Genomic DNA, 25,732 nt, shown 5'->3' with positions numbered 1-25,732 from the left:
TCAGTGGGTGCGGGGGCGGCGGCGTGCCAGTGACAACGTGCGCCGGGCGGCCGTCACCACCGCCGCGTCGATGAAGCGGCCGTCCGGGAGGGCCTGTGCGCCCTGCTCGGCGGCAGCCGCCTTGAGGACCGTCTCCGCCTGTTCGATCTCCGCGTCGGTGGGCAGGTAGGCGCGTTCGATCACCGGGAGCTGGCGGGGGTGGATCGCGGCACGGCCGAGGAACCCCAGGGCACGGCCGTGCGCGCAGGACGTGGCCAGTCCGTCCAGGTCGCGGATGTCCGGGTGGATGGACTGGGGCGGGGGAGGCAGGCCGGCGGCCCGGGCCGCCACGACCACGCGGGAGCGGGACCAGTCGAGGCCCGTGTCGTCGCGAACGCCGAGGTCGGCTCGCAGATCGACCTCGCCGAGCGCGATGCCGCGCAGGTTCGGGTGGGCGCCTGCGATGGCGTACGCCTGCTCCACGGCCAGGGCCGTCTCCAGGAGGGCGTACAGGCCGGCACGGGCGGCTCGGCGGGCGGCGCGGGTGACATCGGCGGGCGAGGTGATCTTGGACAGGCGCAGCCCCGACAGCCCGGGTGCCGGGGCCAGGGCCGTGATGTCCTGTTCGCCCCAGGGACTGTCCAGGGCGTTGACGCGCACGTGGACCGGAACGGCCGGCGGGTCCGCCAGCAGGTCGGCGGTGGCGTCGCGGGCGTAGGCCTTGCGGTCCGGGGAGACCGCGTCCTCCAGGTCGACGACCACGACGTCGGCTCCACCGGTGAGGGCCTTCGCGACCACCGCCGGGCGGTCGCCCGGGGCGTAGAGCCAGGTGAGCGGGTACGCCGTCACAGGGCGCCCTCCGCGCGCAGCGCCGTGAGGTCGCCCGGGGTCAGACCCAGTTCGGTGAGGACCTCCTCGGTGTCGGCGCCGTGCGGGCGGCCGGCCCAGCGGATCGCACCGGGCGTCGCGGAGAGCCGGAACAGGACGTTCTGCATGCGCAGCGGGCCGAGTTCGGGGTCGTCGACGGTGGTGACGGTGTCCAGGGCCTGGTACTGCGGGTCCGCCATCACGTCGCGGACGTCCTGGACCGGGGCCACCGCCGCCTCGGCCTTCTCGAAGGCGGCCAGGACGTCGCCGCGGGTGCGCGCGGCGATCCAGCCGCCGACCGCCTCGTCCAGGACGTCGGCGTGGGCGGCGCGGCCGGCGCCCGAGGCGAACCAGGGCTCGTCGATCAGTTCCGGGCGGCCGACCAGGTGCATCACGCGTTCCGCGACCGACTGGGCCGAGGTGGACACGGCGACCCAGGTGGCGTCCGCGGTGCGGTAGACGCCGCGCGGGGCGTTGTTCGGGGAGCGGTTGCCGGTGCGGGGCTGGACGTGCCCGAGCTGGTCGTACCAGAGGGGCTGGGGGCCGAGGGCGGCCAGGATCGGCTCGATCAGGGCCAGGTCGACGACCTGGCCCTCACCGGTGCGCTCGCGGGCGGCGAGCGCCGTCATCACGGCGTACGCCGTCGTCAGGCCCGCGATGGAGTCGGCCAGGCCGAACGGCGGCAGGGTCGGGGGCGAGTCGGGTTCGCCGGTGATCGCGGCGAACCCGCTCATCGCCTCGGCCAGGGTGCCGAAGCCGGGCCGGTGGGCGTAGGGGCCGAACTGGCCGAAGCCGGTGACGCGGGCCAGCACCAGACGGGGGTTGGCCGCCGACAGCTCCGGCCAGCCGAGGTCCCACTTCTCCAGGGTGCCGGGGCGGAAGTTCTCGATGATCACGTCGGTCCGGGCGGCCAGGCGCAGGAGAGTGGCGCGGCCGCCGGGCCTGGACAGGTCGAGGGTCATGGTCCGCTTGTTGCGGCCGAGCATCTTCCACCACAGGCCCACGCCGTCCTTCGACGGGCCGTGGCCGCGGGAGGGGTCCGGCTTCGCCGGGTGTTCGATCTTGACGACCTCGGCGCCGAAGTCGCCGAGCAGGGTGGCGGCCATCGGGCCGGCGAAGAGGGTGGCGAGGTCGAGGACGCGCAGGCCGGTGAGGGGCCCGGTCGTCGACGCGGTCGTGGGCGCGGTCATGGGCGGCGGGTCTCCCGGTGCGTGAGGTGGGCGAGGGTGTCGAAGCCGATGCCGTTGAAGTCGCCGATCGATGTGGCCAGCCGGTTCTTCAGGGGGGCCGTCCAGCGGTCGTGGAGCGCCGCCGGGTGTCCGGCCAGCAGGCCGGCGATGCTGCCGGCCGTCGCACCGTTGGAGTCGGTGTCCCAGCCGCCGCTGACGGCACGGCAGATCGAACCGGTGAAGTCGCCGTTCGCGTGGGTGAGGGCGGCGGCGATCAGAGCGGTGTTGGGAACGGCGTGCACCCAGTGGTGGGTGGCGCCATGGGCGCGGTGGAGGGCGTCGACGACCGTGTCGAAGTCCTGGTGTTCGTGTGCGAGCCCGACGGCCTCGTGGACGGCCCGGGCGAGGCGGGAGCGGGGCGGGACGACGGTCAGGCCGGTGCGCACGCAGGCGTGGACGTCGTGGTCGCCGGTCGCGGCCGTCGCGATGACGGCGGCCGTGAACATCGCGGCGTAGACGCCGTTGGCGGTGTGCGTGAGGGTGGCGTCCCGGTGGGCCTGCTGGGCCGCCGCGGCCGGGTCGCCGGGGTGGGTCCAGCCGTGGACGTCGGCGCGGATCAGGGCGCCGATCCACTCGCGGAACGGGTTGCGGTGCCGGGCGGTGTGCGGGGGCTCCACGCCGGTCAGCAGGTTGCGGTAGGCGATGCGCTCAGCGGTGAACGTCCGTCCGGCGGGGAGTTCGTCGAGCCAGGTCCGGGCCAGGTCGGTGAGGGTGAAGGACCTGCCGTGCCGCTGGAGCAGGACGAGATTGAGCAGGGGGTAGTCGAGGTCGTCGTCCTCGGGCATGCCGTCGATGTTCTCGGCGAGGGAGGTGGCTGCCGAGCGGCGGTTCCAGGGGTGCTGCCGCAGCAGGTCCTCGGGGACGCCCCGGGCGGTGAAGTAGGTGGTGAGGGGCCAGTTGCCGGTGGACCGGGCCAGTCGGCGGATGGCGTCGAGGGGGAGCTTCTCGACCGGTTTGCCCAGGAGACAGCCGGCGGCCCGGCCGAGCCAGGCCGCTTCGAGCTGCTGCGGGGTCGTGACCGGGACACCCACGGGCCGGGGCCATGCGGGGCAGGCGGCCCTGATCGCCTCCAGGCCGGTCGGCTCGTCGTCCGCCAGCCGGCTCGGCAGATCGGCCAGTTCGTCCAGGAGGTCCGAGGCCAGCCGGCGCAGGTAGCGGGACGTCGGGGTGGGGGAGGCGCCCGCGGCGGCCGGGGCCTCGGGTCCGCCCGCCGCCCGCCAGCGCGCCGCGATCGCCTTCGGCTCGCGGCCGTCCAGCACGGCCTGGCGGATCTCGTGGCCGATCAGGTCCTCCGGCTGGACCCAGGTCAGTCGGAGCATGCCGGGCCTCCGAGGGACGCGAAGGCCTGCTCGTGGGCGCGGCGGCGGGACACGTCCCGGCCGAAGATCTCGCGGGCGACGGCGCTGAGGGTGGCCGCCGGCTCCCAGAGGTCCAGCCGGCTCGCCTCCGCGACCGTCTTGGCCCAGTCCTCCGGGACCGGTGAGCCCAGGGCACCCGCCAGGGCGCCCGCCATCGTGGCGATCGAGTCGCAGTCGCGGCCGTAGTTCACCGCGCCGAGCACCGCCTGCCGGTAGTCGCCCCGGGCCACCACCAGCATGCCCAGGGCGACGGGCAGTTCCTCGATCGCGTGCAGACGGGAAGGGCGGCGGGCGCCGAGCGAGGGGGAGCGATAGTCGGGGCCCACCGTGTCGTAGGGGGCCACCGCCTCGCGCAGCGGGCGCAGGGCCGACTCGAAGTCCGTGTGACGGGACGCCTCCTCGCAGACCCGCTCGATCGCGGCCCGGGTGCCGTCCTTCCCGAGGGAGAGGCACACGGACACGACAGAGTCCGGGGTGGCGCCGGGGGCGCACGCCGCCGCCACGGCCGCGGCCAGGACGCCCGCCGCCTCACGGCCGTACGACGACTGGTGCGCGCCGGCGATGTCGAGGGCCTCGGCGTAGGCAGCGCGTGGGTCGGCCGCGTTGACCAGTCCCACGGGCGCCATGTACATCGCCGCCCCGCAGTTGACGATGTTGCCGGTGCCGGCCTCGCGCGGGTCGGCGTGGCCGTAGTGGATCCTCGCCACCAGCCATTTCTCCGCCAGGAAGATCCGCTGGAGCGGGAGTGCCTCGGTCTCCAGTTCCGGGATCCAGCGGGGCTCGGTCATCAGGTCCGGGACCAGGTGGTCGGCGATCGCGTATGCGTCGAGGTGGTCGCGGACCCGGGCGTAGACGCGGACCAGGGCGTGGGTCATCAGGGTGTCGTCGGTGACGTGGCCGTCGCCCTTGTGGTACGGGGCGAGGGGGCGGGCGGTGCGCCAGTCGTCGCCGTGCCACGGGCCGACGACGCCGTGGACGCGGCCGCCGTGGCGTTCGAGGATCTGCTCGGGCGAGTAGCCCTCGACGGGGCCGCCGAGCGCGTCGCCGACCGCGGCTCCGACCAGGGCACCGGTGATCCGCTCGTCCAAGGGGGCGTTTGGGTGAGCTTTGGTGTGCATGGCGGCTTTGGGTTGCATGGGCGCTTTGGGCTGCATGGCCGCATCATCCACCCGGGCGGGCCGGTTGTACGGCTTCCAGGAGTTCGGCGAGTTCCACGAGGTCCGTGCCGGTCAGACGGGGCAGGACGCAGCCGGAGAGAGTGCGGCAGGTCTCCCGCCAGGACTCGGGGATCGACGCGCCGCCGCCCAGGGCGCCGGTGAGGGCGCCCGCCAGGGCCGGGGCGGAGTCCGCGACGCGGGACAGACAGGCCGCCGCGGGGATCGCCTCCGCGATACGGCCGCGGGCGGCGGTGGCCAGGGCGAGGGCGACCGGGACCGTCTCGGCGGCGGCGATGCCGTAGCTGTAGACGTGGTCGACGATCTGATGCTCCAGGGGTGGGACCAGAGCGAACGCGCTGTCCGCTGCGGCGGCCAGGCGGAGGGCGTGACGGGCGTTGCGGCCGATCTCCGTCTCCTCGGGGAGTTCGGTGAGGGCCGCCGTGACGCAGGCGTCGACGGGTGCGCCGGCCAGGGCGAGGGCGAGGGCGGCCGCCATGGCGCGGGCACCGTGCACGCCGTCGCCGTCCTGGCTGTAGCGGGCGTCGAACTCGGCGAGGTCCGCGGCGCTGCGGGGGTCGCCGGGGTGGGCCAGGGCCAGAACGCAGGCGCGGACGCAGGCGGCGTCGTCGAAGTAGTGGGGGTTGTCGTGGCCGGTGGCGGGCGGGCGCAGGCCGGTGGCGAGGTTGCCGAGGCCGGCGCGGACGGAGATGCGGGCGCGCAGGGGGAGGACGGCGGACTCGATCTCGGGGGCGCGGTCCGCCGCGGCGGCGACTTCGGCGGCGAGGGCGTTCCAGGTCAGGTCGATCGCGGCCCGGGTGCGGCGTTCGCGGCTGAGGTCGTTCAGGACGGTGTCGTCGCCGGCGCGGAGGAGGGCTTCGGCGGCGAAGGCCGCCCACTCGGCGTCGTCGGAGGGGCCGAGGCGCAGGGGTTCCGGGGGCTGGTTGAGGGCGATGGGGACGGGGAGGGTGGTGGTGGCGTTGTGCTCGGCGAAGGTGTCGAGTTCACGGGTGAGGCGGCGGGTCCAGTCGGGCATGCGGGCGGCTCTGTGGCGGGCGGCGGGCCAGCCGGCGGCGTCGCCGGCGGCGAGTCCGAGCAGAAGGCCTTCGGCCTTCTTGTCTCCCACCCGCGCACCGCCCGTAACCGTCACCCGAGGGGCCCTGGCCGCCCGTGCGGCGGTCTCGCCGTCGGCGGCTGCGGATGATGCCTGGGGGGTAGGGGCGTCGGTCGGTTGAGGGGGCCTGGTGTTGCGTGGGGCGGTCTCGCCGTCGGCGGGTGGGGGTGGTTGCTGAGGGGTGGGGGTGGCGGTCGGTTGAGGGGGGCTGGTGTTCTGGGGGGTGGTGTCGGCGGTTGCGGGGGCTTGCGTCGTCATGTGGGGGTCTCCGTTCCGTCGGGCGCCAGGGTGTAGTCCGCCGGTGCCGGCTCCGGGTCGCGGGGGGTCGGGGTCAGCAGGTCCGCGACGTCCAGGACGTGATGGCCGGCCATCGCCGGGAGGCATCTGCCGAGGACCGGGCCGATGGCGGTCGCCCAGGCCCGCGGGATCGCCGACACGCCACGGGTCGCACCCGCGAGCGCTCCCGCCACCGCTGCCGTCGTGTCCGCGTCGCGGCCCATGTTCACCGCGGTCAGGACCGACTGCTCGAAGTCGCCGTCGGCCGCCGCGTACGCGCCGAAGGCGAGGGCGACCGCCTCGGGGGCCAGGTCGGTCCAGGGGTAGCCGCCGATGACGACCGCGGAGCGGACCGCGCGTTCGCCGCGGTGGGCGACGGTCACCGCGCGGCGCAGACTGCGGGCCGTCCAGGAGTCGTCGGGGACGACCGCGAGGGCCGCCGCCACCACCGCGTCCGACGGCGCGCCCGCCATCGCCGCCGCGACGCCCGCGGCGACGGCCTGCCCGCCGTGGATGCCCTCCCCGTCGTGGCTCACCGAGCCGTCGATCGCGACCAGCCGCGCCGCCTCCGCCGGGCGGCCCGCCGCGAACACCCCGAAGGGCGCCGCGCGCATGGCCAGACCGTCGCTCCAGGCGTGCCGGTGCTGGGCGGAGATCGGGGCGGCCAGGCCGCGGCGGAGGTTCTCCAGGGTGCCGCGTTCACTGAAACCGGCGCCCCGGAAGGGGCCCTCGTCGCGGTCGGCGATCCACTCGTGCCAGGCCGCCTCCACATGGGCGGGGGTGAGCGCGGAGCCGTGCCGGGCCAGCAGCAGGCCGGAGAAGATCGCGTACTCCGTGTCGTCCGTGCCGGCCGGCCTCTCGGCGACGTACCCGGTGATCCGGCCCCACCGCGCGCGGATCTCGGAGGGCTTCATGTTCTCGGCAGGGGCCCCGAGCGCGTCACCGACGGCCAGGCCCAGCAGTGCGCCCCGTGCCCGTGCGCGGAGCCCGATCGATGCCATGGGGCATGTGTCCCACTCCGGTGACTCGGCCGAGCCTCACGAGCCCCAGCATCACCCGGTCGACATCTGTGCGGGCTCATGATCAAGTGAGCGGCAGAGGGTAAACCCGCAGGTTAGCCCAGCCTTTCCTTGCTGGCGAGGAAGGAATCCGCGGCGTAGTTTTGGTGTTGTAAAACTCTGGAACATGTCCAAAGAGCACGGAAACTGCGGGGAGTGGGGTTCTTTCCATGGCCATCATCGAGACCGAGGCGACGCTGCACGAGGCGCACCGGGACAACCACACGCACCGGGACGTGAACGGCGGCTGGCTGCGTCCCGCGGTGTTCGGTGCGATGGACGGCCTCGTCTCCAACCTCGCTCTGATGACCGGTGTCGCGGGCGGTGCGGTCAGTCAGCACACCGTCGTCCTGAGCGGGCTCGCGGGCCTGGCCGCCGGCGCCTTCTCCATGGCCGCCGGCGAGTACACCTCCGTCGCCTCGCAGCGTGAACTCGTCGAGGCCGAGCTGGACGTGGAGCGCCGCCAGCTGCGCAAGCACCCGAAGGACGAGGAGGCCGAGCTCGCCGCGCTCTACGAGTCGAGGGGCGTCGAGCCGGGGCTGGCCCGCGAGGTGGCCCGGCAGCTGTCGAAGGATCCCGAGCAGGCGCTGGAAATCCATGCCCGGGAGGAACTGGGGATCGACCCCGGTGACCTGCCCTCGCCCGCCGTGGCCGCGGTGTCGAGCTTCGGTTCCTTCGCGCTGGGTGCGCTGATTCCCGTCCTGCCCTATCTGCTGGGGGCGAGCAGCATGTGGCCGGCCGTGCTGCTGGCGCTGCTGGGACTCTTCCTGTGCGGCGCGGTGGTGGCCAAGGTGACCGCGCGCACCTGGTGGTACAGCGGGCTGCGGCAGCTGTTCCTGGGAGGTGCGGCGGCCGGTGTGACGTACGCCCTGGGCACCTTGTTCGGAACGGCCGTAGGATAGCGCGACCCGGACTTATGCAAGGGACTGCATAAGTAGTCGTTACTCGTTGGTTTCGGGTGTGCGACCACCGGGCATGAGCCGTAAGCGCTGCGGGCAACGACGCCTGTCGCGCACCCCTGAGCGGGCTGGGCGAAGACGCCCGTCCCGCCCCCCGGGCCGACGGAAGGCGATCTGACCCGATCGTTTCGTGCGGCCCCCCAAAGCTTCCACTGCTGGTGCGGTACCCCCGCCGCGAACCCGCGGTGTCCGCATGTTGGAACGGATTATCCCGGTTCCCGAGAACCGCTCCATCATGTAACCTGCACGAAATTTTGCGATCACGCGAGGGCCAACGTCGTCCCTCGGCACTTTGCATATGCCACATGACGACGACGGGAGAGCCGATGCGTACGCCGCGCCAGCCGTCCCAGCATTCCGCGAATGGCCAGAACTGGTCCTTCATGGATGCTCGCCCTGCTGCGCAGGGTATGTACGACCCCCGCAACGAGCACGACGCCTGCGGCGTCGGCTTCGTCGCCACCCTCACCGGCGAGGCGTCCCACACCCTGGTCGAGCAGGCCCTGACCGTCCTGCGGAACCTCGAGCACCGCGGCGCCACCGGCTCCGAGCCCGACTCCGGTGACGGTGCCGGCATCCTGTCGCAGGTCCCGGACGCCTTCTTCCGTGACGTGGCCGGATTCGAACTGCCCGACGCCGGTTCCTACGCCGTCGGCATCGCCTTCCTGCCGGAGGAATCCACCGCCGACGCCGTCTCGCAGATCGAGACGATCGCCGCCGACGAGGGCCTCACCGTCCTCGGCTGGCGCGAGGTGCCCGTCGCCCCCCAGCTGCTGGGCGCCACCGCCCGGTCGACCATGCCGGTCTTCCGCCAGATCTTCGTCGGTGACGGCACCTCGGAGGGCATCGCCCTCGACCGCAAGGCCTTCGTGCTGCGCAAGCGCGCCGAGCGCGAGGCCGGCGTCTACTTCCCGTCGCTGTCCGCCCGGACGATCGTCTACAAGGGCATGCTGACCACCGGTCAGCTGGAGCCCTTCTTCCCGGACCTGTCCGACCGCCGCTTCGCCTCCGCGATCGCGCTCGTGCACTCCCGGTTCTCGACGAACACGTTCCCGTCGTGGCCGCTGGCCCACCCGTACCGCTTCGTCGCGCACAACGGTGAGATCAACACCGTCAAGGGCAACCGCAACTGGATGGTGGCCCGCGAGTCGCAGCTCGTGTCCGACCTGTTCGGCGGCGACGACAAGGCCATCGACCGGATCTTCCCGGTCTGTACGCCCGACGCCTCCGACTCCGCCTCCTTCGACGAGGTCCTGGAGCTCCTGCACCTGGGCGGCCGCTCCCTGCCGCACTCCGTGCTGATGATGATCCCGGAGGCGTGGGAGAACCACGACTCCATGGACCCGGCCCGGCGCGCGTTCTACCAGTACCACTCCACGATGATGGAGCCCTGGGACGGCCCGGCCTGCGTCACCTTCACCGATGGCACCCAGGTCGGCGCGGTCCTCGACCGCAACGGCCTGCGCCCCGGCCGCTACTGGGTCACCGACGACGGCCTCGTCGTCCTCGGCTCCGAGGTCGGCGTCCTGGACATCGACCCCTCCAAGGTCGTCCGCAAGGGCCGCCTCCAGCCCGGCCGCATGTTCCTCGTCGACACCGCCGAGCACCGCATCATCGAGGACGACGAGATCAAGGCCGAACTCGCCGCCGAGAACCCCTACGCGGAGTGGCTCGAGGCCGGCGAGATCGAGCTCGAGGACCTGCCCGAGCGCGAGCACATCGTGCACACGCACGCCTCCGTCACCCGCCGCCAGCAGACCTTCGGCTACACCGAGGAGGAGCTGCGCGTCATCCTCGCGCCGATGGCCAAGGCCGGTGCCGAGCCGATCGGTTCGATGGGAACCGACTCGCCGATCGCCGCCCTGTCGGACCGCCCGCGGCTGCTCTTCGACTACTTCACCCAGCTGTTCGCGCAGGTCACCAACCCGCCGCTGGACGCCATCCGCGAGGAACTGGTCACCTCGCTGCGCTCGTCGCTGGGCCCCCAGGGCAACCTGCTCGACCCGAACGCGGCCTCCTGCCGCAGCGTCCTGCTGCCCTTCCCGGTCATCGACAACGACGAGCTGGCCAAGCTCATCCACATCAACGCCGACGGCGACATGCCCGGCTTCAAGGCCGCCACGCTCTCCGGCCTGTACCGGGTGCACGGCGGCGGTGACGCCCTGGCCGCGCGCATCGAGGAGATCTGTGCCGAGGCCGACGCCGCCATCGACAACGGCGCCCGCCTGATCGTCCTGTCGGACCGCCACTCCGACGCCGAGCACGCGCCGATCCCGTCGCTGCTGCTCACCGCGGCCGTCCACCACCACCTCATCCGCACCAAGCAGCGCACCCAGGTGGGCCTGCTGGTCGAGGCCGGTGACGTCCGCGAGGTCCACCACGTCGCCCTGCTCATCGGCTACGGCGCCGCCGCCGTCAACCCGTACCTGGCGATGGAGTCCGTCGAGGACCTGGTCCGCGCCGGCACCTTCCTGCCCGGCATCGAGCCCGAGAAGGCCATCCGCAACCTCATCTACGCCCTCGGCAAGGGCGTGCTGAAGGTCATGTCGAAGATGGGCATCTCGACCGTCGCCTCCTACCGCGGCGCCCAGGTCTTCGAGGCCGTCGGTCTCGACGAGGCCTTCGTCGAGAAGTACTTCAACGGCACGGCCACCAAGATCGGCGGTGTCGGCATCGACGTCGTCGCCAAGGAGGTCGCCGCCCGGCACGCCAAGGCCTACCCGGCCTCCGGCATCGCCCCGGCGCACCGCGCGCTGGACATAGGCGGCGAGTACCAGTGGCGCCGCGAGGGCGAGCCGCACCTGTTCGACCCCGAGACGGTCTTCCGCCTCCAGCACTCCACCCGCTCCGGCAAGTACGACATCTTCAAGAAGTACACCGAGCGCGTGAACGAGCAGTCCGAGCGGCTGATGACGCTGCGCGGCCTGTTCGGCTTCAAGTCGGACCGGCAGCCGATCTCCATCGACGAGGTCGAGCCCGTCTCCGAGATCGTCAAGCGCTTCTCCACGGGCGCCATGTCGTACGGCTCCATCTCCCAGGAGGCGCACGAGACCCTCGCCATCGCCATGAACCAGCTGGGCGGCAAGTCCAACACCGGTGAGGGCGGCGAGGACCCGGAGCGGCTGTACGACCCGGCGCGCCGGTCGTCCATCAAGCAGGTCGCCTCCGGCCGCTTCGGTGTGACCTCCGAGTACCTGGTCAACTCCGACGACATCCAGATCAAGATGGCCCAGGGCGCCAAGCCCGGCGAGGGCGGCCAGCTGCCCGGCCACAAGGTCTACCCGTGGGTCGCCAAGACGCGTCACTCGACGCCCGGCGTGGGCCTCATCTCCCCGCCGCCGCACCACGACATCTACTCCATCGAGGACCTCGCCCAGCTGATCCACGACCTGAAGAACGCGAACCCGCAGGCGCGGATTCACGTGAAGCTGGTCTCCGAGGTCGGCGTCGGCACGGTCGCCGCGGGTGTGTCCAAGGCACACGCGGACGTCGTCCTGATCTCCGGCCACGACGGCGGTACGGGCGCCTCGCCGCTCACCTCGCTGAAGCACGCCGGCGGCCCCTGGGAGCTCGGCCTCGCCGAGACTCAGCAGACCCTGCTGCTCAACGGCCTGCGCGACCGCATCGTCGTCCAGACCGACGGCCAGCTGAAGACCGGCCGTGACGTCGTCATCGCCGCGCTGCTCGGCGCCGAGGAGTTCGGTTTCGCGACCGCTCCGCTCGTCGTCTCCGGCTGCGTCATGATGCGCGTCTGCCACCTGGACACCTGCCCGGTCGGCATCGCCACGCAGAACCCGGTGCTGCGCGAGCGCTACTCCGGCAAGGCCGAGTACGTCGTGAACTTCTTCCAGTTCATCGCCGAAGAGGTCCGCGAGATCCTCGCCGAACTGGGCTTCCGCTCCATCGAGGAGGCCGTCGGCCACGCCGAGGCCCTCGACGTGACCCGCGCCGTCGACCACTGGAAGGCGCAGGGCCTGAACCTGGAGCCGCTGTTCCACGTGCCCCAGCTGCCCGAGGGCGCGGTCCGCCACCAGGTGATCGCGCAGGACCACGGCCTGGAGAAGGCGCTCGACAACCAGCTGATCAAGCTGGCCGCCGACGCGCTCTCCGCAGCCGGTGCCACCGACGCCCAGCCGGTGCGCGCCCAGGTGGAGATCCGCAACATCAACCGCACGGTCGGCACCATGCTCGGCCACGAGGTGACCAAGAAGTTCGGCGGTGCGGGCCTGCCCGACGACACCATCGACATCACCTTCACCGGCTCCGCCGGCCAGTCGTTCGGCGCATTCGTGCCGAGCGGTGTCACGCTCCGCCTGGAGGGCGACGCCAACGACTACGTCGGCAAGGGCCTGTCCGGCGGCCGGATCGTCGTCCGCCCCGACCGCGCGGCCGACCACCTCGCCGAGTACAGCGTCATCGCCGGCAACACCATCGGCTACGGCGCCACCGGCGGCGAGATGTTCCTGCGCGGCAAGGTCGGCGAGCGGTTCTGCGTCCGCAACTCCGGCGCCACGGTCGTCTCCGAGGGCGTGGGCGACCACGGCTGCGAGTACATGACCGGCGGTCACGCGGTGGTCCTCGGCGAGACGGGCCGCAACTTCGCGGCCGGCATGTCCGGCGGTATCGCGTACGTGATCGACCTGGACCGTGACAACGTCAACGTCGGCAACCTGGACGCCGTCGAGCCGCTGGACGACACCGACAAGCAGTGGCTGCACGACGTGGTCCGCCGTCACCAGGAGGAGACCGGCTCGACCGTCGCCGAGAAGCTCCTGGCCGAGTGGGACACCGCCGTCGAGCGCTTCAGCAGGATCATCCCCAGCACGTACAAGGCAGTGCTCGCCGCCAAGGACGCCGCCGAGCGAGCCGGTCTCTCCGAGACCGAGACCCACGAGAAGATGATGGAGGCGGCGATCAATGGCTGACCCGAAGGGCTTCCTGAACCACGGGCGCGAGCTCGCCAAGTCCCGCCCCGTCGAGGAGCGCGTCAAGGACTGGAACGAGGTCTACGTCCCCGGCTCGCTGCTGCCCATCATCAGCAAGCAGGCCAGCCGCTGCATGGACTGCGGCATTCCGTTCTGCCACAACGGCTGTCCGCTCGGGAACCTGATCCCCGAGTGGAACGACTACGCCTACCGCGAGGACTGGGCGGCGGCTTCGGAGCGTCTGCACGCGACGAACAACTTCCCGGAGTTCACCGGCCGCCTGTGCCCCGCTCCCTGTGAGGCGGCGTGCGTGCTCGGCATCAACCAGCCGCCGGTGACCATCAAGAACGTCGAGGTCTCGATCATCGACAAGGCGTGGGAGACCGGGGACGTCGCCCCGCAGATCCCGGAGCGCCTCTCGGGCAAGACCGTCGCCGTCGTCGGCTCGGGCCCGGCGGGCCTCGCCGCCGCCCAGCAGCTGACCCGCGCCGGCCACACCGTCGCCGTCTACGAGCGCGCGGACCGCATCGGAGGCCTCCTCCGCTACGGCATCCCCGAGTTCAAGATGGAGAAGCGGCACATCAACCGCCGCATCGAGCAGATGCGCGCGGAGGGCACCCGCTTCCGCACGGGCATCGAGATCGGCCGCGACCTGAAGGCCACGGACCTGAAGAAGCGCTACGACGCGGTCGTCCTGGCCGTCGGCGCCACCACGGCCCGCGACCTGCCGGTGCCCGGCCGTGAACTCAAGGGCATCTACCAGGCCATGGAGTACCTGCCGCTGGCCAACAAGGTGCAGGAGGGCGACTTCGTGGCGCCCCCCATCTCCGCCGAGGGCAAGCACGTCGTGGTCATCGGCGGCGGCGACACCGGCGCGGACTGCGTGGGCACCGCCCACCGCCAGGGCGCGGCCTCCGTCACGCAGCTGGAGATCATGCCCCGCCCGGGCGAGGAGCGGCACCCCACCAACCAGCCCTGGCCGACCTTCCCCATGCTGTACAAGGTCACCTCCGCGCACGAGGAGGGCGGCGAGCGGGTCTACTCCGTCTCGACGACCCACTTCGAGGGCGACGAGGACGGCAACGTCCAGTGGCTGCACCTCACCGAGGTGGAGTTCATCGACGGCAAGCTGACCCCGAAGCCGGGCTCCGAGCGCAAGATCCCCGCCCAGCTGGTCACCCTCGCCATGGGCTTCACCGGCACCGACCGGGAGAACGGCCTGGTCGAGCAGTTCGGCCTGGAGCTCGACGAGCGCGGCAACATCGCCCGCGACGCCGACTTCCAGACCAACGTGCCGGGCGTCTTCGTCGCCGGTGACGCCGGCCGCGGCCAGTCGCTCATCGTCTGGGCCATCGCCGAGGGCCGCTCGGCGGCGCGCGGAGTGGACCGTGCCCTCGCGGGCGCGAGCGACCTGCCGGCACCGATCCGTCCCACGGACCGCGCGCTGATGGTCTGACACCCGCCCCTGATACGTCCCGTACAAAGGCGTACGGAACACTGACGGCGCCTGCCCCACAGTCCCCGACCGGACGCCTGGGCAGGCGCCGTCGCCTTTTCCGGCTGACGTACCTATGCGCAGCCGGGTGCCACCCACGTCACGATCACGGCGGCGGCGACGCACAGCACACCGGCCACGGCAAGCCAACGCGCGCACTCCACCAGCAGCCAGATGGTCTTCGTCCGCTTCTTCTCATATCGAAGCAGCCTGCCCGCCTCCAGCAGGATCTCCTCGCCGGGCCGTCCGTGTACGGCGAGAACGCCCAGCCAGGAGGCGGCGATCAGGGCGAGGAACCCGGTGATCAGCAGTCCGATCACCCACCAGCGCGGAGTGTCCGCCAGCTTGCTCAGGTCCTCCTGGCCCTTCAGAACGAAGACCGCCGTGAGCAGACCGGTGAGCGAGGCGAGGAAGTTGCGATAGCCCTCCGCCTGCCGTATCGCCGCGTGCAGCTGCCGGTCCGGAGAGGCCGTCTCGCGGCCCCGGCGGTCCGCGTCCCTGAGTTGCTGCGGCGTGGGCGTGAAGGTCATGGCGTCGCTCCGGCGGACGGCCCCGGCGTGGGCGGGGGAGCGATGGCCAGCAACGCACCACAACCCCGCGGCTCGCTCGCAGGACGGCTCATGTGCAGCGTGCGGCACTCGCACATCGTGTAGTACGGCTCAGGCCCCGGCTCCTTACGGCGGCCGAGGAAGCCGCCCTTGGCGACCGGGGGCTGTCCGAAGGCCCAGGTTCTCGTCATGGGGCAGGTACAGACCGGGCAGGTCCCGGAGGCTTCGTACGAAGCGTCGTCGCCGTTCCTCCGCACGACCCAGCGGAACGTGAGGACGGCGGGGTGGACGGCGTCGGCGTCGTACTCGATCGGGGGCGTCACGCGGTGGTGCCTTCCAGATGGTCGTCGGTGGGGACTTCCAGGGAGAACAGGCCCGCGTACCGGGCCAACCGCGCACGGACCTCTGTCTCGGACAGGTCCGTCTCCTCCGCGCAGAGCGTGATGTGGTCCGGGGACACGCTGCCGCACAGGGCGGGAGCCTGGCCGGTGAGCTGCTCGGTGAGGATGATCAGGTCCTGCCAGTCGGGTATGTGGTCGGCCGTCTCTCCCTCCGGCTTGCGGACGGTGACGTCCAAGCCGAGGCAAGCGAAGGGCGTATAGCGGTCGTAGGCCTTGCCGAGCGGCCAGCCGAAGCGGCCTGCCGTGCGGACCAAGGCGAGCGGATCGAGAAGGCCCGGGCCGAGCAGGCCGTTCTCGAACGCGGCCAGGTCGAAGAAGTGCGGTGCGAAGTCGTGCAGCGCGGCCGCTTCCGGGGCGGAGAGGTCGCACGGTGCCGGGGGAGCGCCCAGGGCCGTGAAACGGCCGAGGTGCTCGATGGAAGCGGCGACCGTGCGTCCCGTGCGCCTGGCATGGCGCAGCAGCGCCGGGATCGTGAGTTCGGTGACGAACCCGCCCATGCCGAGGAGCGTGCCGGTGTCCTCGGAGGTCGCCTGCAGATCGAAAACCTCGCGAGGGGGCTGGGAGACAGACAGCGGCAGGTGCAGTTGTTCACCGGTGAGCCTCTCCAGCACGTCCCCGATGGGGCGCCGCTCGGTGACGCTGAGTTGCACGAGGGCGGGTGCCTCTAGGCGGAACTCCGGCTGCCGTGTGATTCCTCGGGACGGGAAGGCCCGCACCAGCGGATGGCTCGCGGCCTCCAGCTGGCGAAGGGTCTGGTCGGTCTGCCCCTCGAAATCGTCGGAGAGCAGACCGGCCTTCCCGAGAAGACGCAGTGCCTCCGTCGCCTCCTGAAGATCGACCCTGGACCCGAAACGCTCGAATGCGGACGGAGCCGCCGGCCCTGCGGTGGCTCTGACGAACTCCCAGGGAGACAGACGTTTGAGGGGGCTGCGACGGACCGCCCGGACGGCCTCCAATGCCAGGCGTGACGGAATCCAGTCGGGCAGGTCGTGTGGCGGCGGCGTGGCCCTGACGCCCGTCACCGGCGTGAGGGCGTTCACGCGCGTCGCAAGCTCGTGCGGTGGCAGCCCCAGCTCGGCGCTGAGCAACAGCAGGTCGAGGAGCGACAGGTCGTCGCCGCGATATGACTCCCTCATGACAGGCCCACCGGGGCGGACGAACAGCGCGCGTTCGGAAGGCTTGAGCGGGCCATGATCCAGTGCCGCCTGCGACGGCTGCGCGCGCAGCGAGAAGCCGAGCGGGGCAAAGCGCTGAACACGTTCCAGCAAGTCGGTGAGAGAGACATTCTCGTCGCCTCGGGTGAGGAGATCGATGACGCTCAGCTCACCGGGCCACATTCGTGCGTCCGGGTCCAGGTTCTCGTTCACCAGCCGCGCCGCGTCGAGCGTCGTGGGTGTCACCGCTCGCAGCTCCTCGTCGAGGCTCGGCGGCTCCGGCAGATCCGGCTGCCAGGCCCGGAGCTGTTCCAGCAGAGCGACGGCTCGGCCCAACGGCATATGGTGCCGCGCGGCGATCAACAGCAGTGGCGCGTGCAGGGCTGGCCTACGCGCGGTGTTGGACCCCGTCGGGCGGAACGCGGATCCGTATGCGACGGACAGGTCGACCAGTGCCGTGGACGGCGACACCGTGCGCAGGGCGCGGACGTCCGGGGCTGCGGGAACGCCGAGGCCGGTGATCGCGTAACGGCGCAGTGCTCTCAGCGTGTCGGCCACCGGTACCTCCGCGGACCGGGCCGCGTGCAGGACGGTCTCCCACCCGCGCGGCTCCGAAGCCCTGGGGAAGAGGACGGCGTCCAGGCTGCGCGGTTCCGGGTACCCGTCGGGCAGGAACGGTGGCCCCGCATCCGGCACACACAGCCGAGTCTCCTGCCACTTCCGCACCAGATGGGCTTCGTACTCCGTCAGGGCCGGACGCCAGAGCGGAGCGGTCGCGGAGACGTCGTCGTCGACGGGCAGGCACCCTGCGGTCGACAGGCTCACCGTCCGGGGCAGGTGCTTGCGGCGGCCCGTCCTCGACGGTTCGATCACTGCTGGGACGTCGCGGTTCAAGGAGTCGAGCACCTTGACGGCCAGCTGGGGCGACCGGGTGGCGAGCTCCCACAGCCACGAGAGCGAGACCGCGGTCCACTGCGGCGCGGCCCGCTCGGTGGCCTCCAGGAGCTCGGTGGTCACCGTCCGCCAGTCGCAGGAGATGAGGTTGTTGCGGTCCACGCTCGGTTCCGGACGGTGCCGCTCACGCAGGTTGACGATCCGGCCGAAGACCTCCGGCGCGTCCTTGATCACCACCCCGTCCAGCAGCCATCGTCCCGGCCCCTGCACCAGCCAGATGTCACGCGTTCCCTGAACGGCTTGATCCCGCCAGGGCTTCGGAGTGGGCGGCGTGAGCACGCCCGGTTCCCAACGACACTCCTCCACGGGGGATGTGGCGTCCTGTCGTGCGTATTCGTAGGCCTCGACCTCGAAATCCGCCACCCACAGGAAGGACTCGAGAGTCTTGATCAACGAGGACGGCTGAGCCTGGTCCTCGCCCAGGTACAGCCGCACCCGGGTGCCTCCGTCCAGCGCCAGACGCGGGTCCTCGCCGATGCGCAGCAGCCCCGAGCCCGACTGGATCTCCGCGCGGAGGGGTTCCAGCTGCTGGGCGCGTCCGTAGTGGTCCACGGGGCTCGTCCAGACCACGACCTCCTCCGCCAGCATGAAATAACTGAACACGCCGATTCCGAAGCGGGAGTTGAGGGACATCTCGCCGAGTCCGGCGCGGCGCCAGTTGCGGCGCTCCTGGACGAACTCGGGGTCCTGTTCGTACCGCTTGCCGGCGCGGGCGAACATCGACGTCAGCTTGGCGCGGTTCATGCCGGAACCATTGTCCGTGCACTCGATGTACGGTCGGCCCTCGGCGTCCCAGCCCTGCTCGAACGTGATCTTCGGCTGCCAGTCGTGCCCGGGTCTTCCCTGCGTCACACCGTACTGGCGGCGCATGTCTCGGTAGCGGCAGGCGTCCAGGGCGTTCTGGTAGAGCTCCCGCACGGCCAGCATCGGATCGCCGTACAGCTGTGTGCCCATCAGCAGAGGGCGGATCTCGTCCTCGGCCAGGCGGAAGCGCTCCAGGGGTTGCTTGTACCCGTCGTCGAGCGGGACGAGCTGCTCACAGGTGACTCGCTCGGGGAATCCGCGCAGCAGGGCCGGTGGTGTCGTACGGGCCTTCTGGCACTCCTGGTGCAACAGGCTCACGGTCGCGTTCGTCCGCCCGGCGAGCTCCTCTATGGCCACGTGCAGCGCCGGATGGGGGCAGGCGAACCGGACGGTGAGGGCGTAGGAGCAGTCGTCCGGGCCGCCCAGCGGCGTCACGTCGTAGCCGAAGTCGGCGGACAGGGCGGCCACGACGTCGTCGGGGTCCAGAGGGTCATGGGCACCGAGGTGTTCGACGAGAACGCTCGACATCCGGCGCGGGTCGGCCGCCTGGAGGCCGGCCGTCCACAGCAGGCGGGCGAGGTCCGAGGCACGCCACAGGTTGCCGGGCACCGGAGGATAGGTGTTCCAGTCGTCACCACTGCGCACGTCGTTGATGCGCGGACTGGAGCTCGGGTGCACCGTGAGATGGCCGAGGACCTGGCGCACCTGGCCGTCGACGGTGAGTCTGGTCGCGTCCCGGACCGGTGCGGCCGACTGGTCCGCGCTCGCGTCGAGGATCGCGCTCACCAGCAGGTCCAGGATCGTGTCCACGGCGGTGTAGTCGCCCGTGCGTTCCCACAGAAGGTCCCAATCGGTGATGAAGCGGTGCCGCAGCCAGTGGTCCGCGGCCACGGTCGGCTCCTTGAGGCCACGGCGACGCAGGGTCGCGACGGTGCGCCGGACCTGGGAGTGCGCCCGGGCCACATCGCGGGCGGCGCCCCGGACCAGACGGTCGTGTTCTTCGGACGGGTCGTCCGTACCCTTGTCGTCCATGCCCTCGGGCAGCACCCTGCGCAGGTCCTCGAGGGCGATCGCGACGACCCCCTCCTGCACGACGGGCGCGGCGAGCAGCGCCGCCGTCTCGGCGGGAGACAGCAGGTCGCGGCCCTCCAGGCGAGCCCGCTTCACCAGGCCCTCCAGCTGTTCGACCACCCGCACCGGGTAGGTCGGGTCGCTCCACGGGTCGTCGTGGTGCGCGCCGTCGGTGGAGAGGGAGTCCACGATGTGCTCCACGAGCGCGCCGAGCCGCTTCTTGACCTTTTCGTGGACGATGCCGGTGCCCGAGGTGTACTGCCACAGGAGCGACTGCTCGATCATGGTGGTCCACCGGTACGCCTCCTGCGCACCCTCGCACAGCACCGGCCCGGGGCCCTCCGCGTTCAGGCCGTGGGGAAAGTACCGCTCGACGGTGGGCGGCCTGACACCCGCGTCCGAAGCGTTCCTGCGCACAGTCGTCCCCGTGTACCTGACGAGGTCGGCGAACGTGGTCGGCTGAGTCGTCGGCGCGAGGGCCTTGGCCAGGGCCCGGCCGAACCAGCTGCCTTCCTGGGGGTCGGCGTAGGAGCGCTCGCCCTGACTGCAGCTGTACAGCCAGTACACGTCCTTGACGGCCGAGAGCACGGTTCGCCTGCTCTGCTCGATCTTCGGGGTGGGTTCCTCCGCACGGCAGGTGTCCAGGCAGACGACGGTCGTCACCCCGTCCGGCAGGCCGTCGAGCAGCCCCTCGGGGTCGGCGGGGATGAGGGTGCGGTCGAGCAACGACCGGCCCCCGGCCGGGTCGGAACGGCCCGGTTGCGCGTCGGCGGGCAGGATGTGGTCCCGCCCCCTCACCGTCGTGCCGTGACAGGACAGGTAGAGGAAGGCGGTGTCGCCGACGACGCACGTGTCGAAGAACTCCTGGAGTATGCCCAGCAGCTGGAAGCCGCCCGGGTCGCGCTCCTGCCGCACTTCGTAGTGCGACTGACGCAACGCCCGGCTGACGAGTTCGACGTCCTCGGAAGCGGACTCCAGAGGGGGAAACCGCCGCGCGAGATGCTCGTCCCTCTCCAGCGCGGGTGTCCGACCGACCCCCACGACCAACGCCCGCCGCGTGCCTGCCCCGACAGCAGCCTCAGCCCGCCCCGATCCCACGCGCCCCCCTCATGTGATGAGTGGTCAATCATCGCAGAGCGGGCATCTTCCGAGTCTCCCTTTGCCGTACTCTCTGGCCCAGTCCCGGTGATCGAGAGCCGGGAGGTAAGGGGACCCCCACATGGCCGCGATCAGTCTGAGCAAGGTCCAGGAGACCGCCCCCGCGCTGGTGAATCTCTACAAGAACGCCGGGGTGTCCCTCGCGAAGCACGGGCTGGACGGGCTGAGGGCCGCGGTCTACCTCGTCATCGACTACTCCGGCTCCATGAAGCCGTACTACAAGGACGGCAGCGTGCAGGCGCTGGCCGACCGGGTGCTCGGGCTGTCGGCGCACCTCGACGACGACGGCAGCGTGCCCGTCGTGTTCTTCTCCACCGACGTCGACGCCGAGACGGAGATCGCCCTGGCCGGGCACGAGGGGCGGATCGAGCGGATCGTGGCCGGCCTCGGGCACATGGGGAAGACCAGCTACCACCTGGCGATGGACGCCGTGATCGACCACTACCTCGACAGCGGCTCCACGGAACCCGCCCTGGTCGTGTTCCAGACCGACGGCGGGCCGATCAACAAGCTCGCCGCGGAACGCTATCTGTGCAAGGCGGCCAGGCTGCCGCTGTTCTGGCAGTTCATCGGGTTCGGCGACCCGGGCAGCAAGCAGTTCGACTTCCTGCGCAAGCTGGACGAGCTGGCCGTGCCCGCCAAACGGGTCGTCGACAACGCCGGGTTCTTCCACGCTGGGCAGGACCCGCGGAAGGTTCCGGACGCCGAACTGTACGACCGGCTGGTCGGCGAGTTCCCGAAGTGGCTGGTGGCCGCCCGGGCGCAGGGGATCGTCCGGGACACCGGCAGCCGCTGACCGGCCCTCGCCCCCCTGGCCCAACCACCCCGCCCCTTGGCCCACGCCCCGTTTGCACGGCCGCGACGCCGTGCCACGCTGGGAAGGATCCGACGGGGAGGCGACGACGTATGGGCGACGACGGCGCACGGCGGGTGTACGGGACGGACTCCGCCCGGCGGAGGCCTCCCGCCGGCAAGGGCGAGAAGCTCGCCGACTGGGCGGACGGGCGGCTCGGGCTCTTCGCCCTGGCCAAGGCCAACATGCGCAAGGTCTTTCCGGACCACTGGTCCTTCATGCTGGGCGAGGTCACCCTCTACAGCTTCGTCGTGCTGATCCTCACCGGCGTCTACCTCACCCTGTTCTTCGAGCCCAGCATGCAGGAGGTCGCCTACCACGGCTCCTACACGGAGCTCAACGGCGTCCTCATGAGCAGGGCGTTCGAGTCCACGCTGGACATCAGCTTCGACGTGCGCGGCGGGCTGCTGATCCGGCAGATCCACCACTGGGCGGCGCTGGTCTTCATCACCGGCATGCTGGTGCACATGATGCGGGTGTTCTTCACCGGCGCCTTCCGCAAGCCGCGCGAGCTGAACTGGCTCTTCGGCTGGACCCTGCTGATGCTCGGCATCATCACCGGCCTCACCGGCTACTCCCTCCCCGACGACCTGCTGTCCGGCACCGGCATCCGCTTCGCCCAGGGCGCCATCCTGTCCATCCCGATCGTCGGGACGTACCTGTCGTTCTTCCTGTTCGGCGGGGAGTTCCCGGGCGAGGACATCATCTCGCGGCTGTACCCCGTCCACATCCTGCTGCTGCCGGGCATCATGCTGGGCCTGGTCACCGCCCATCTGATCCTGGTCTTCTACCACAAACACACCCAGTTCCCGGGCCCCGGACGCGAGGAGCGGTCGGTCGTGGGCATGCCGTTCCTGCCCGTCTACATGGCCAAGGCCGGCGGCTTCTTCTTCCTCGTCTTCGGCGTGCTGGCGGTGATGGGCGCGGTCGCCCAGATCAACCCCGTGTGGGCCTTCGGCCCCTACCGCCCGGACCTGGTCACCACCGGCGCCCAGCCCGACTGGTACCTCGGCTTCTCCGAAGGCCTGATCCGGGTGATGCCGGGATGGGAGATCAACCTCTGGGGGCACACGCTCGTCCTCGGCGTGTTCATCCCCTTCTCGCTCTTCCCGCTGATCCTGCTCGCCCTCGGCCTCTACCCCTTCCTCGAGGCGTGGGTCACCGGCGACAGACGCGAGCACCACATCCTGGACCGGCCGCGCAACGCGCCCGTGCGCACCGGCCTCGGCGTGGCCTGGCTGACCCTGTACGCGGTGCTGCTGATCGGCGGCGGCAACGACATCGTCGCCACTCACCTGCACCTGTCCATCAACGTGATCACCTGGTTCGTGCGGATCGGCGTCTTCGTGCTGCCGGTCGCCGCGTTCATCGTCACGAAGAAGATCTGCATGGGCCTGCAGCGCCGCGACCGCGCCAAAGTGCTGCACGGCAGGGAGACCGGCACCATCAAACGGCTGCCCACCGGCGAGTACATCGAGGTCCACGAGCCCCTCACCCAGGCCGAGCTGTTCACCCTCACCCAGCACGAACAGCTCCCGCCCCACGAGACCGGGCCCGAGGTCGACGCGGCGGGCGTCCGCCGCAGGATCAAACGGTCCGAGCGGCTGCGCGCCCGGCTCGCGAAGGCCATGTACGGACCCGACGCCCGCATCGAGAAGCCGACCGTGGAGCAGTACCAGGAGATCACCGGCGGCGACCACCCCCACTGACGGCCGCGGCCCGGCACCCGACCCACGACGCTACGTGTCGCACTCCAGCACCCACGACGTTACGTGTCGCACTCCAGCACGCTCCGGCACAGCGCACACCGCGCCCGGACCCGCCCCCGCACCGGCACCCTGATCCGCTGGTGGCACGTGGGGCAGGGGAACGACACCCGCAGCCGCCCGCCCCCGTCGGGGGAGAACGCGTACCGCACCCCCGGCTGCGGCGGACCCGCCGGCGCGTGCCGCCGGTCCCGCGCGTACCGCCGCCGCCCCGCCCACCCCGCCGCCGTCAGCGGAGGCTCCTGCCCGTCACGGCGGGCCAGCTCCCTCCCCTTCACGTACGCCGAGTACGCCTGCGCACTGGTGAACCACACCGACGGGTCCTCCCCGAAGAGCAGCGCCCGCTTGGCCAGCACGTACCCGAACTCCTCCGGCGTGAGATACCCCAGCTTCTGCGAGGACGCCCCGTCCTCCCGGAACGCGTCCAGCAGCAGCCAGCCCGCTCCCAGGTACGTCGTCACGGTGTCCGTCAGGATCTCGTTGTCCCGCACGCCCGGGAACGACAGGCCGAGCCGATGCAGGTACACGTGCGTCACCTCGTGCGCCAGAGCCGCGCCGATGTCCCGACGGTGGGTACGGAACCGGTCGTTCAACTCCACGAAGTACTCCGGCCCGGCCGTCAGCTCCACGTTCGCCGCGTACCGCATCTCCCGGAAGCTCACGATCAGCCGGGCGTCCGGCAGCCGGTAGTGCCGCACCAGCTCGTGCGCCACCCGCTGCGCCCCCAGATACAGGTCGTCGGTGTCGCAGAACGCCACGTCGACGGGGAGCACGCTGGTCTCGAACGTCCGGACGGTGTCGTACGAAAGACGCCTGTACAACGCCGTGACGGCCGCCCGCACCGTCTCCAGATGCGGGTAGCCGTGCTCGACCGGCCCGTCGTTCGCCACGCCTCACCCCAAGACGCCCCTGAACCCGGTTCCACTGTACGAGGGCACACCCCGCCGCGGACGGGCCGCGGCACGGCGAAAACCGGTCGACGTCCCCACGCGACCCGCCGCCGCCCGCGCCGTTCCGGCACACTCCGGGCCGTGACCAGCGAACAGCACACCCCCGCGGGATCGCTCCGGATCGGCGGCCGGGACGACGACCTCGAGAAGCGGCTCGACGAGGAACTGACCGCCTACAACACCGCCGCCGCCGACGGAGCCGTCACCGAACCCCTCTCCGTCTCCGTCACCGACGACAACGGCGACCTGGTCGGCGGGCTCACCGCCTGGACCTGGGGCACCCTGTGCTCCGTGGACCTGCTGTGGGTGCGCGAGGACCGGCGGCACAGCGGCTGGGGCGGCCGGCTCCTGCGCGCGGCGCAGGACGAGGCCGTCCGACGTGGCTGCACCGACATGATCGTCTCCACGTACAGCTTCCAGGCGCCCGGCTTCTACCCGAGGCTCGGCTTCCGGGAACAGGCCCGCATCGGGGGCGTCCCCGGCGGCCACGAGGACGTCTACTTCCACAAACGGCTGACACCGCCGAAGGATGAGACGGCCCTCGGCGACCCGGCATGATCCCCGTAGGCTGACGCCCCATGACCACCAGCAACACCGGTTCCCCCGACGCCGACCCCGCCGTCCGCGCAGAGCTCACCCGGCTGCGCGACAGCATCGACAACATCGACGCGGCCGTCGTCCACATGCTCGCCGAGCGCTTCAAGTGCACCCAGCAGGTCGGACACCTCAAGGCCCAGCACCAGCTGCCGCCCGCCGACCCGGCACGCGAGGCCCGCCAGATCGCCCGGCTGCGCGCCCTCGCCGAGAACGCCAAGCTGGACCCGGCCTTCGCCGAGAAGTTCCTCAACTTCATCGTCGCCGAAGTCATCCGCCACCACGAGCGCATCGCGGACGAGGCGCTCAACGGCGCCGCCCCAGGCGCCAACTGACTTCGCCCGCGCCCCGGGGGAGTGACACGGCGGTGCGCTCGGGGCATGCTGCGCTGTACACAGCATGTCAGCTGACGAGCACTGCGCGTCAGTGTCCCGGACTACTCTGGACCTCCACGAGGGAGGGGCGTCGGGCCATGCCGTCGGATACCAGGATCCTCATCGTCGACGACCACGAGGACACGCTGTACGCGCTCGAAAGCGCCCTGGCCCCGCTGGGCTACCAGCTCAGCCGGGCCACCAGCGGCGACGAGGCGCTCAAACAGGTGTTGCGCGGCCAGGTCGGCCTGCTGCTGCTCGACGTGCGCATGCCGGGCGTCAGCGGGCTGGAGGTCGTGCGCTACATGCGGCGCGTGGAGCAGACCCAGCACATCCCCGTGATCCTCCTCACCGGCTTCGGCGCCGACCACGAACTGACCACCACCGCCTTTCGGCTCGGCGTCGCCGACCTCGTCATGAAACCGGTCGACCCCTGGGCCCTGCGCACCAAGGTCCGCTACCTCTACGACGCCCACCGGCGCCGGCTCGCCCTGGAGCGGGAGGTGCACCGCCTGCGCGCCCTCGTGGGGGAGCACACCGGCACCGTCGCACACACCGCGCGCCCCGCACTGCCGCACCCCGACGCGCGCGTGCCGACGCAACGGCCCATGGGGGCGCACGCCGGGGAGCTCGAAAAGGACCGCACCTAGAACCGGACATGGGGCACGTACCGATCCGCCTCTGTGCCTTC

Annotated in this window: 18 protein-coding genes; 8 read left to right on the top strand and 10 right to left on the bottom strand. The window is 71.4% G+C overall.

Annotated features, from left to right (window positions below; all coding sequences use genetic code 11):
- From ACFZDI_RS28580 to ACFZDI_RS28555, 6 genes are all read right to left on the bottom strand, one after another.
- Window positions 1–828 (bottom strand): aldolase/citrate lyase family protein, encoded by an 828-nt coding sequence (locus ACFZDI_RS28580; RefSeq protein ID WP_391254209.1) that lies wholly within the window; start codon window positions 826–828, stop codon window positions 1–3.
- A complete protein-coding gene (locus ACFZDI_RS28575; RefSeq protein ID WP_391254207.1) occupies window positions 825–2,036 on the bottom strand; it encodes a CoA transferase in 1,212 nt (403 codons plus the stop codon). The genes ACFZDI_RS28580 and ACFZDI_RS28575 overlap by 4 nt, the downstream gene beginning before the upstream one ends.
- Complete coding sequence (locus tag ACFZDI_RS28570; RefSeq protein WP_391254206.1) at window positions 2,033–3,394, bottom strand: ADP-ribosylglycohydrolase family protein; 1,362 nt, start codon at window positions 3,392–3,394, stop codon at window positions 2,033–2,035. The genes ACFZDI_RS28575 and ACFZDI_RS28570 overlap by 4 nt, the downstream gene beginning before the upstream one ends.
- Complete coding sequence (locus ACFZDI_RS28565) at window positions 3,382–4,551, bottom strand: ADP-ribosylglycohydrolase family protein (protein WP_391254204.1); 1,170 nt, start codon at window positions 4,549–4,551, stop codon at window positions 3,382–3,384. Before ACFZDI_RS28565 ends, ACFZDI_RS28570 begins: the two co-directional genes overlap by 13 nt.
- 43 nt (window positions 4,552–4,594) lie before the next feature.
- Entirely contained in the window at window positions 4,595–5,713 is a 1,119-nt protein-coding gene (locus ACFZDI_RS28560; protein WP_234849221.1) for an ADP-ribosylglycohydrolase family protein, read from the bottom strand.
- A gap of 242 nt (window positions 5,714–5,955) precedes the next feature.
- Entirely contained in the window at window positions 5,956–6,978 is a 1,023-nt protein-coding gene (locus ACFZDI_RS28555) for an ADP-ribosylglycohydrolase family protein (RefSeq protein WP_234850065.1), read from the bottom strand.
- A gap of 227 nt (window positions 6,979–7,205) precedes the next feature.
- Between ACFZDI_RS28555 and ACFZDI_RS28550 the strand changes: the two genes are divergently transcribed.
- From ACFZDI_RS28550 to ACFZDI_RS28540, 3 genes are all read left to right on the top strand, one after another.
- The gene (locus ACFZDI_RS28550; RefSeq protein WP_391254203.1) at window positions 7,206–7,937 is read left to right on the top strand and encodes a VIT1/CCC1 transporter family protein; all 732 of its coding nucleotides are present in this window, start codon (window positions 7,206–7,208) and stop codon (window positions 7,935–7,937) included.
- A gap of 383 nt (window positions 7,938–8,320) precedes the next feature.
- Window positions 8,321–12,919, top strand: coding sequence for a glutamate synthase large subunit (gene gltB, locus ACFZDI_RS28545; protein WP_234850077.1), 4,599 nt, complete (start codon window positions 8,321–8,323; stop codon window positions 12,917–12,919).
- The gene (locus ACFZDI_RS28540; RefSeq protein ID WP_234850067.1) at window positions 12,912–14,375 is read left to right on the top strand and encodes a glutamate synthase subunit beta; all 1,464 of its coding nucleotides are present in this window, start codon (window positions 12,912–12,914) and stop codon (window positions 14,373–14,375) included. The genes gltB and ACFZDI_RS28540 overlap by 8 nt, the downstream gene beginning before the upstream one ends.
- Before the next feature lie 113 nt (window positions 14,376–14,488).
- Here ACFZDI_RS28540 and ACFZDI_RS28535 read toward each other — a convergent pair whose 3' ends face one another.
- Genes ACFZDI_RS28535 through ACFZDI_RS28525 form a run of 3 tightly spaced genes read right to left on the bottom strand, consistent with a single transcriptional unit; the run spans window position 14,489 to window position 20,444 of the window.
- Entirely contained in the window at window positions 14,489–14,944 is a 456-nt protein-coding gene (locus ACFZDI_RS28535; protein WP_391254201.1) for a hypothetical protein, read from the bottom strand.
- Complete coding sequence (locus tag ACFZDI_RS28530; RefSeq protein WP_391254199.1) at window positions 14,941–15,285, bottom strand: hypothetical protein; 345 nt, start codon at window positions 15,283–15,285, stop codon at window positions 14,941–14,943. Before ACFZDI_RS28530 ends, ACFZDI_RS28535 begins: the two co-directional genes overlap by 4 nt.
- Window positions 15,282–20,444, bottom strand: coding sequence for a caspase family protein (locus ACFZDI_RS28525; RefSeq protein WP_391254197.1), 5,163 nt, complete (start codon window positions 20,442–20,444; stop codon window positions 15,282–15,284). The genes ACFZDI_RS28530 and ACFZDI_RS28525 overlap by 4 nt, the downstream gene beginning before the upstream one ends.
- 121 nt (window positions 20,445–20,565) lie before the next feature.
- Here ACFZDI_RS28525 and ACFZDI_RS28520 point away from each other — a divergent pair, with 121 nt between their 5' ends.
- Both ACFZDI_RS28520 and ACFZDI_RS28515 read left to right on the top strand, forming a co-directional pair.
- A complete protein-coding gene (locus tag ACFZDI_RS28520) occupies window positions 20,566–21,300 on the top strand; it encodes a VWA domain-containing protein (protein ID WP_391254195.1) in 735 nt (244 codons plus the stop codon).
- Between the two features lie 110 nt (window positions 21,301–21,410).
- Window positions 21,411–23,066: a cytochrome bc complex cytochrome b subunit gene (locus ACFZDI_RS28515; protein ID WP_234850070.1), complete on the top strand. Its 1,656-nt coding sequence runs from the start codon at window positions 21,411–21,413 to the stop codon at window positions 23,064–23,066.
- A 59-nt stretch (window positions 23,067–23,125) separates the two neighbouring features.
- Here the strand turns inward: ACFZDI_RS28515 and ACFZDI_RS28510 are convergent, their stop codons facing one another.
- Window positions 23,126–24,013, bottom strand: a complete 888-nt coding sequence (locus ACFZDI_RS28510) for a hypothetical protein (protein ID WP_234850071.1) — start codon at window positions 24,011–24,013, stop codon at window positions 23,126–23,128.
- 141 nt (window positions 24,014–24,154) lie between these two features.
- Between ACFZDI_RS28510 and ACFZDI_RS28505 the strand changes: the two genes are divergently transcribed.
- The 3 genes from ACFZDI_RS28505 to ACFZDI_RS28495 all read left to right on the top strand — a co-directional run bounded on the left by ACFZDI_RS28505 (window position 24,155) and on the right by ACFZDI_RS28495 (window position 25,691).
- Window positions 24,155–24,631 carry a GNAT family N-acetyltransferase gene (locus ACFZDI_RS28505; RefSeq protein ID WP_391254193.1) on the top strand — a complete coding sequence of 159 codons (477 nt, stop codon included), beginning with the start codon at window positions 24,155–24,157 and terminating at the stop codon, window positions 24,629–24,631.
- Window positions 24,632–24,651: 20 nt separating this feature from the next.
- Window positions 24,652–25,002 carry a chorismate mutase gene (locus tag ACFZDI_RS28500; protein ID WP_234850073.1) on the top strand — a complete coding sequence of 117 codons (351 nt, stop codon included), beginning with the start codon at window positions 24,652–24,654 and terminating at the stop codon, window positions 25,000–25,002.
- Between the two features lie 137 nt (window positions 25,003–25,139).
- Window positions 25,140–25,691: a two-component system response regulator gene (locus ACFZDI_RS28495; RefSeq protein ID WP_234850074.1), complete on the top strand. Its 552-nt coding sequence runs from the start codon at window positions 25,140–25,142 to the stop codon at window positions 25,689–25,691.
- Window positions 25,692–25,732: the final 41 nt, after the last annotated feature.

The sequence above is a fragment of the Streptomyces sp. NPDC007907 genome (genome assembly GCF_042959365.1).
In the GTDB taxonomy this organism is placed as follows: domain Bacteria; phylum Actinomycetota; class Actinomycetes; order Streptomycetales; family Streptomycetaceae; genus Streptomyces; species Streptomyces indiaensis.
The sequence above is the reverse complement of the archived record's forward strand: the minus strand, read 5'-3'. Positions and strand labels throughout refer to the sequence as shown.

What these genes read in the sequence shown, in the direction of transcription:
- ACFZDI_RS28575 (WP_391254207.1), bottom strand. Translation starts at nt 2,036, where the DNA reads ATGACCGCGCCCACGACCGCGTCGACGACCGGGCCCCTCACCGGCCTG.
- ACFZDI_RS28570 (WP_391254206.1), bottom strand. Translation starts at nt 3,394, where the DNA reads ATGCTCCGACTGACCTGGGTCCAGCCGGAGGACCTGATCGGCCACGAG.
- ACFZDI_RS28565 (WP_391254204.1), bottom strand. Translation starts at nt 4,551, where the DNA reads ATGCACACCAAAGCTCACCCAAACGCCCCCTTGGACGAGCGGATCACC.
- ACFZDI_RS28555 (WP_234850065.1), bottom strand. Translation starts at nt 6,978, where the DNA reads ATGGCATCGATCGGGCTCCGCGCACGGGCACGGGGCGCACTGCTGGGC.
- ACFZDI_RS28550 (WP_391254203.1), top strand. Translation starts at nt 7,206, where the DNA reads ATGGCCATCATCGAGACCGAGGCGACGCTGCACGAGGCGCACCGGGAC.
- gltB (WP_234850077.1), top strand. Translation starts at nt 8,321, where the DNA reads ATGCGTACGCCGCGCCAGCCGTCCCAGCATTCCGCGAATGGCCAGAAC.
- ACFZDI_RS28540 (WP_234850067.1), top strand. Translation starts at nt 12,912, where the DNA reads ATGGCTGACCCGAAGGGCTTCCTGAACCACGGGCGCGAGCTCGCCAAG.
- ACFZDI_RS28535 (WP_391254201.1), bottom strand. Translation starts at nt 14,944, where the DNA reads ATGACCTTCACGCCCACGCCGCAGCAACTCAGGGACGCGGACCGCCGG.
- ACFZDI_RS28520 (WP_391254195.1), top strand. Translation starts at nt 20,566, where the DNA reads ATGGCCGCGATCAGTCTGAGCAAGGTCCAGGAGACCGCCCCCGCGCTG.
- ACFZDI_RS28515 (WP_234850070.1), top strand. Translation starts at nt 21,411, where the DNA reads ATGGGCGACGACGGCGCACGGCGGGTGTACGGGACGGACTCCGCCCGG.
- ACFZDI_RS28500 (WP_234850073.1), top strand. Translation starts at nt 24,652, where the DNA reads ATGACCACCAGCAACACCGGTTCCCCCGACGCCGACCCCGCCGTCCGC.
- ACFZDI_RS28495 (WP_234850074.1), top strand. Translation starts at nt 25,140, where the DNA reads ATGCCGTCGGATACCAGGATCCTCATCGTCGACGACCACGAGGACACG.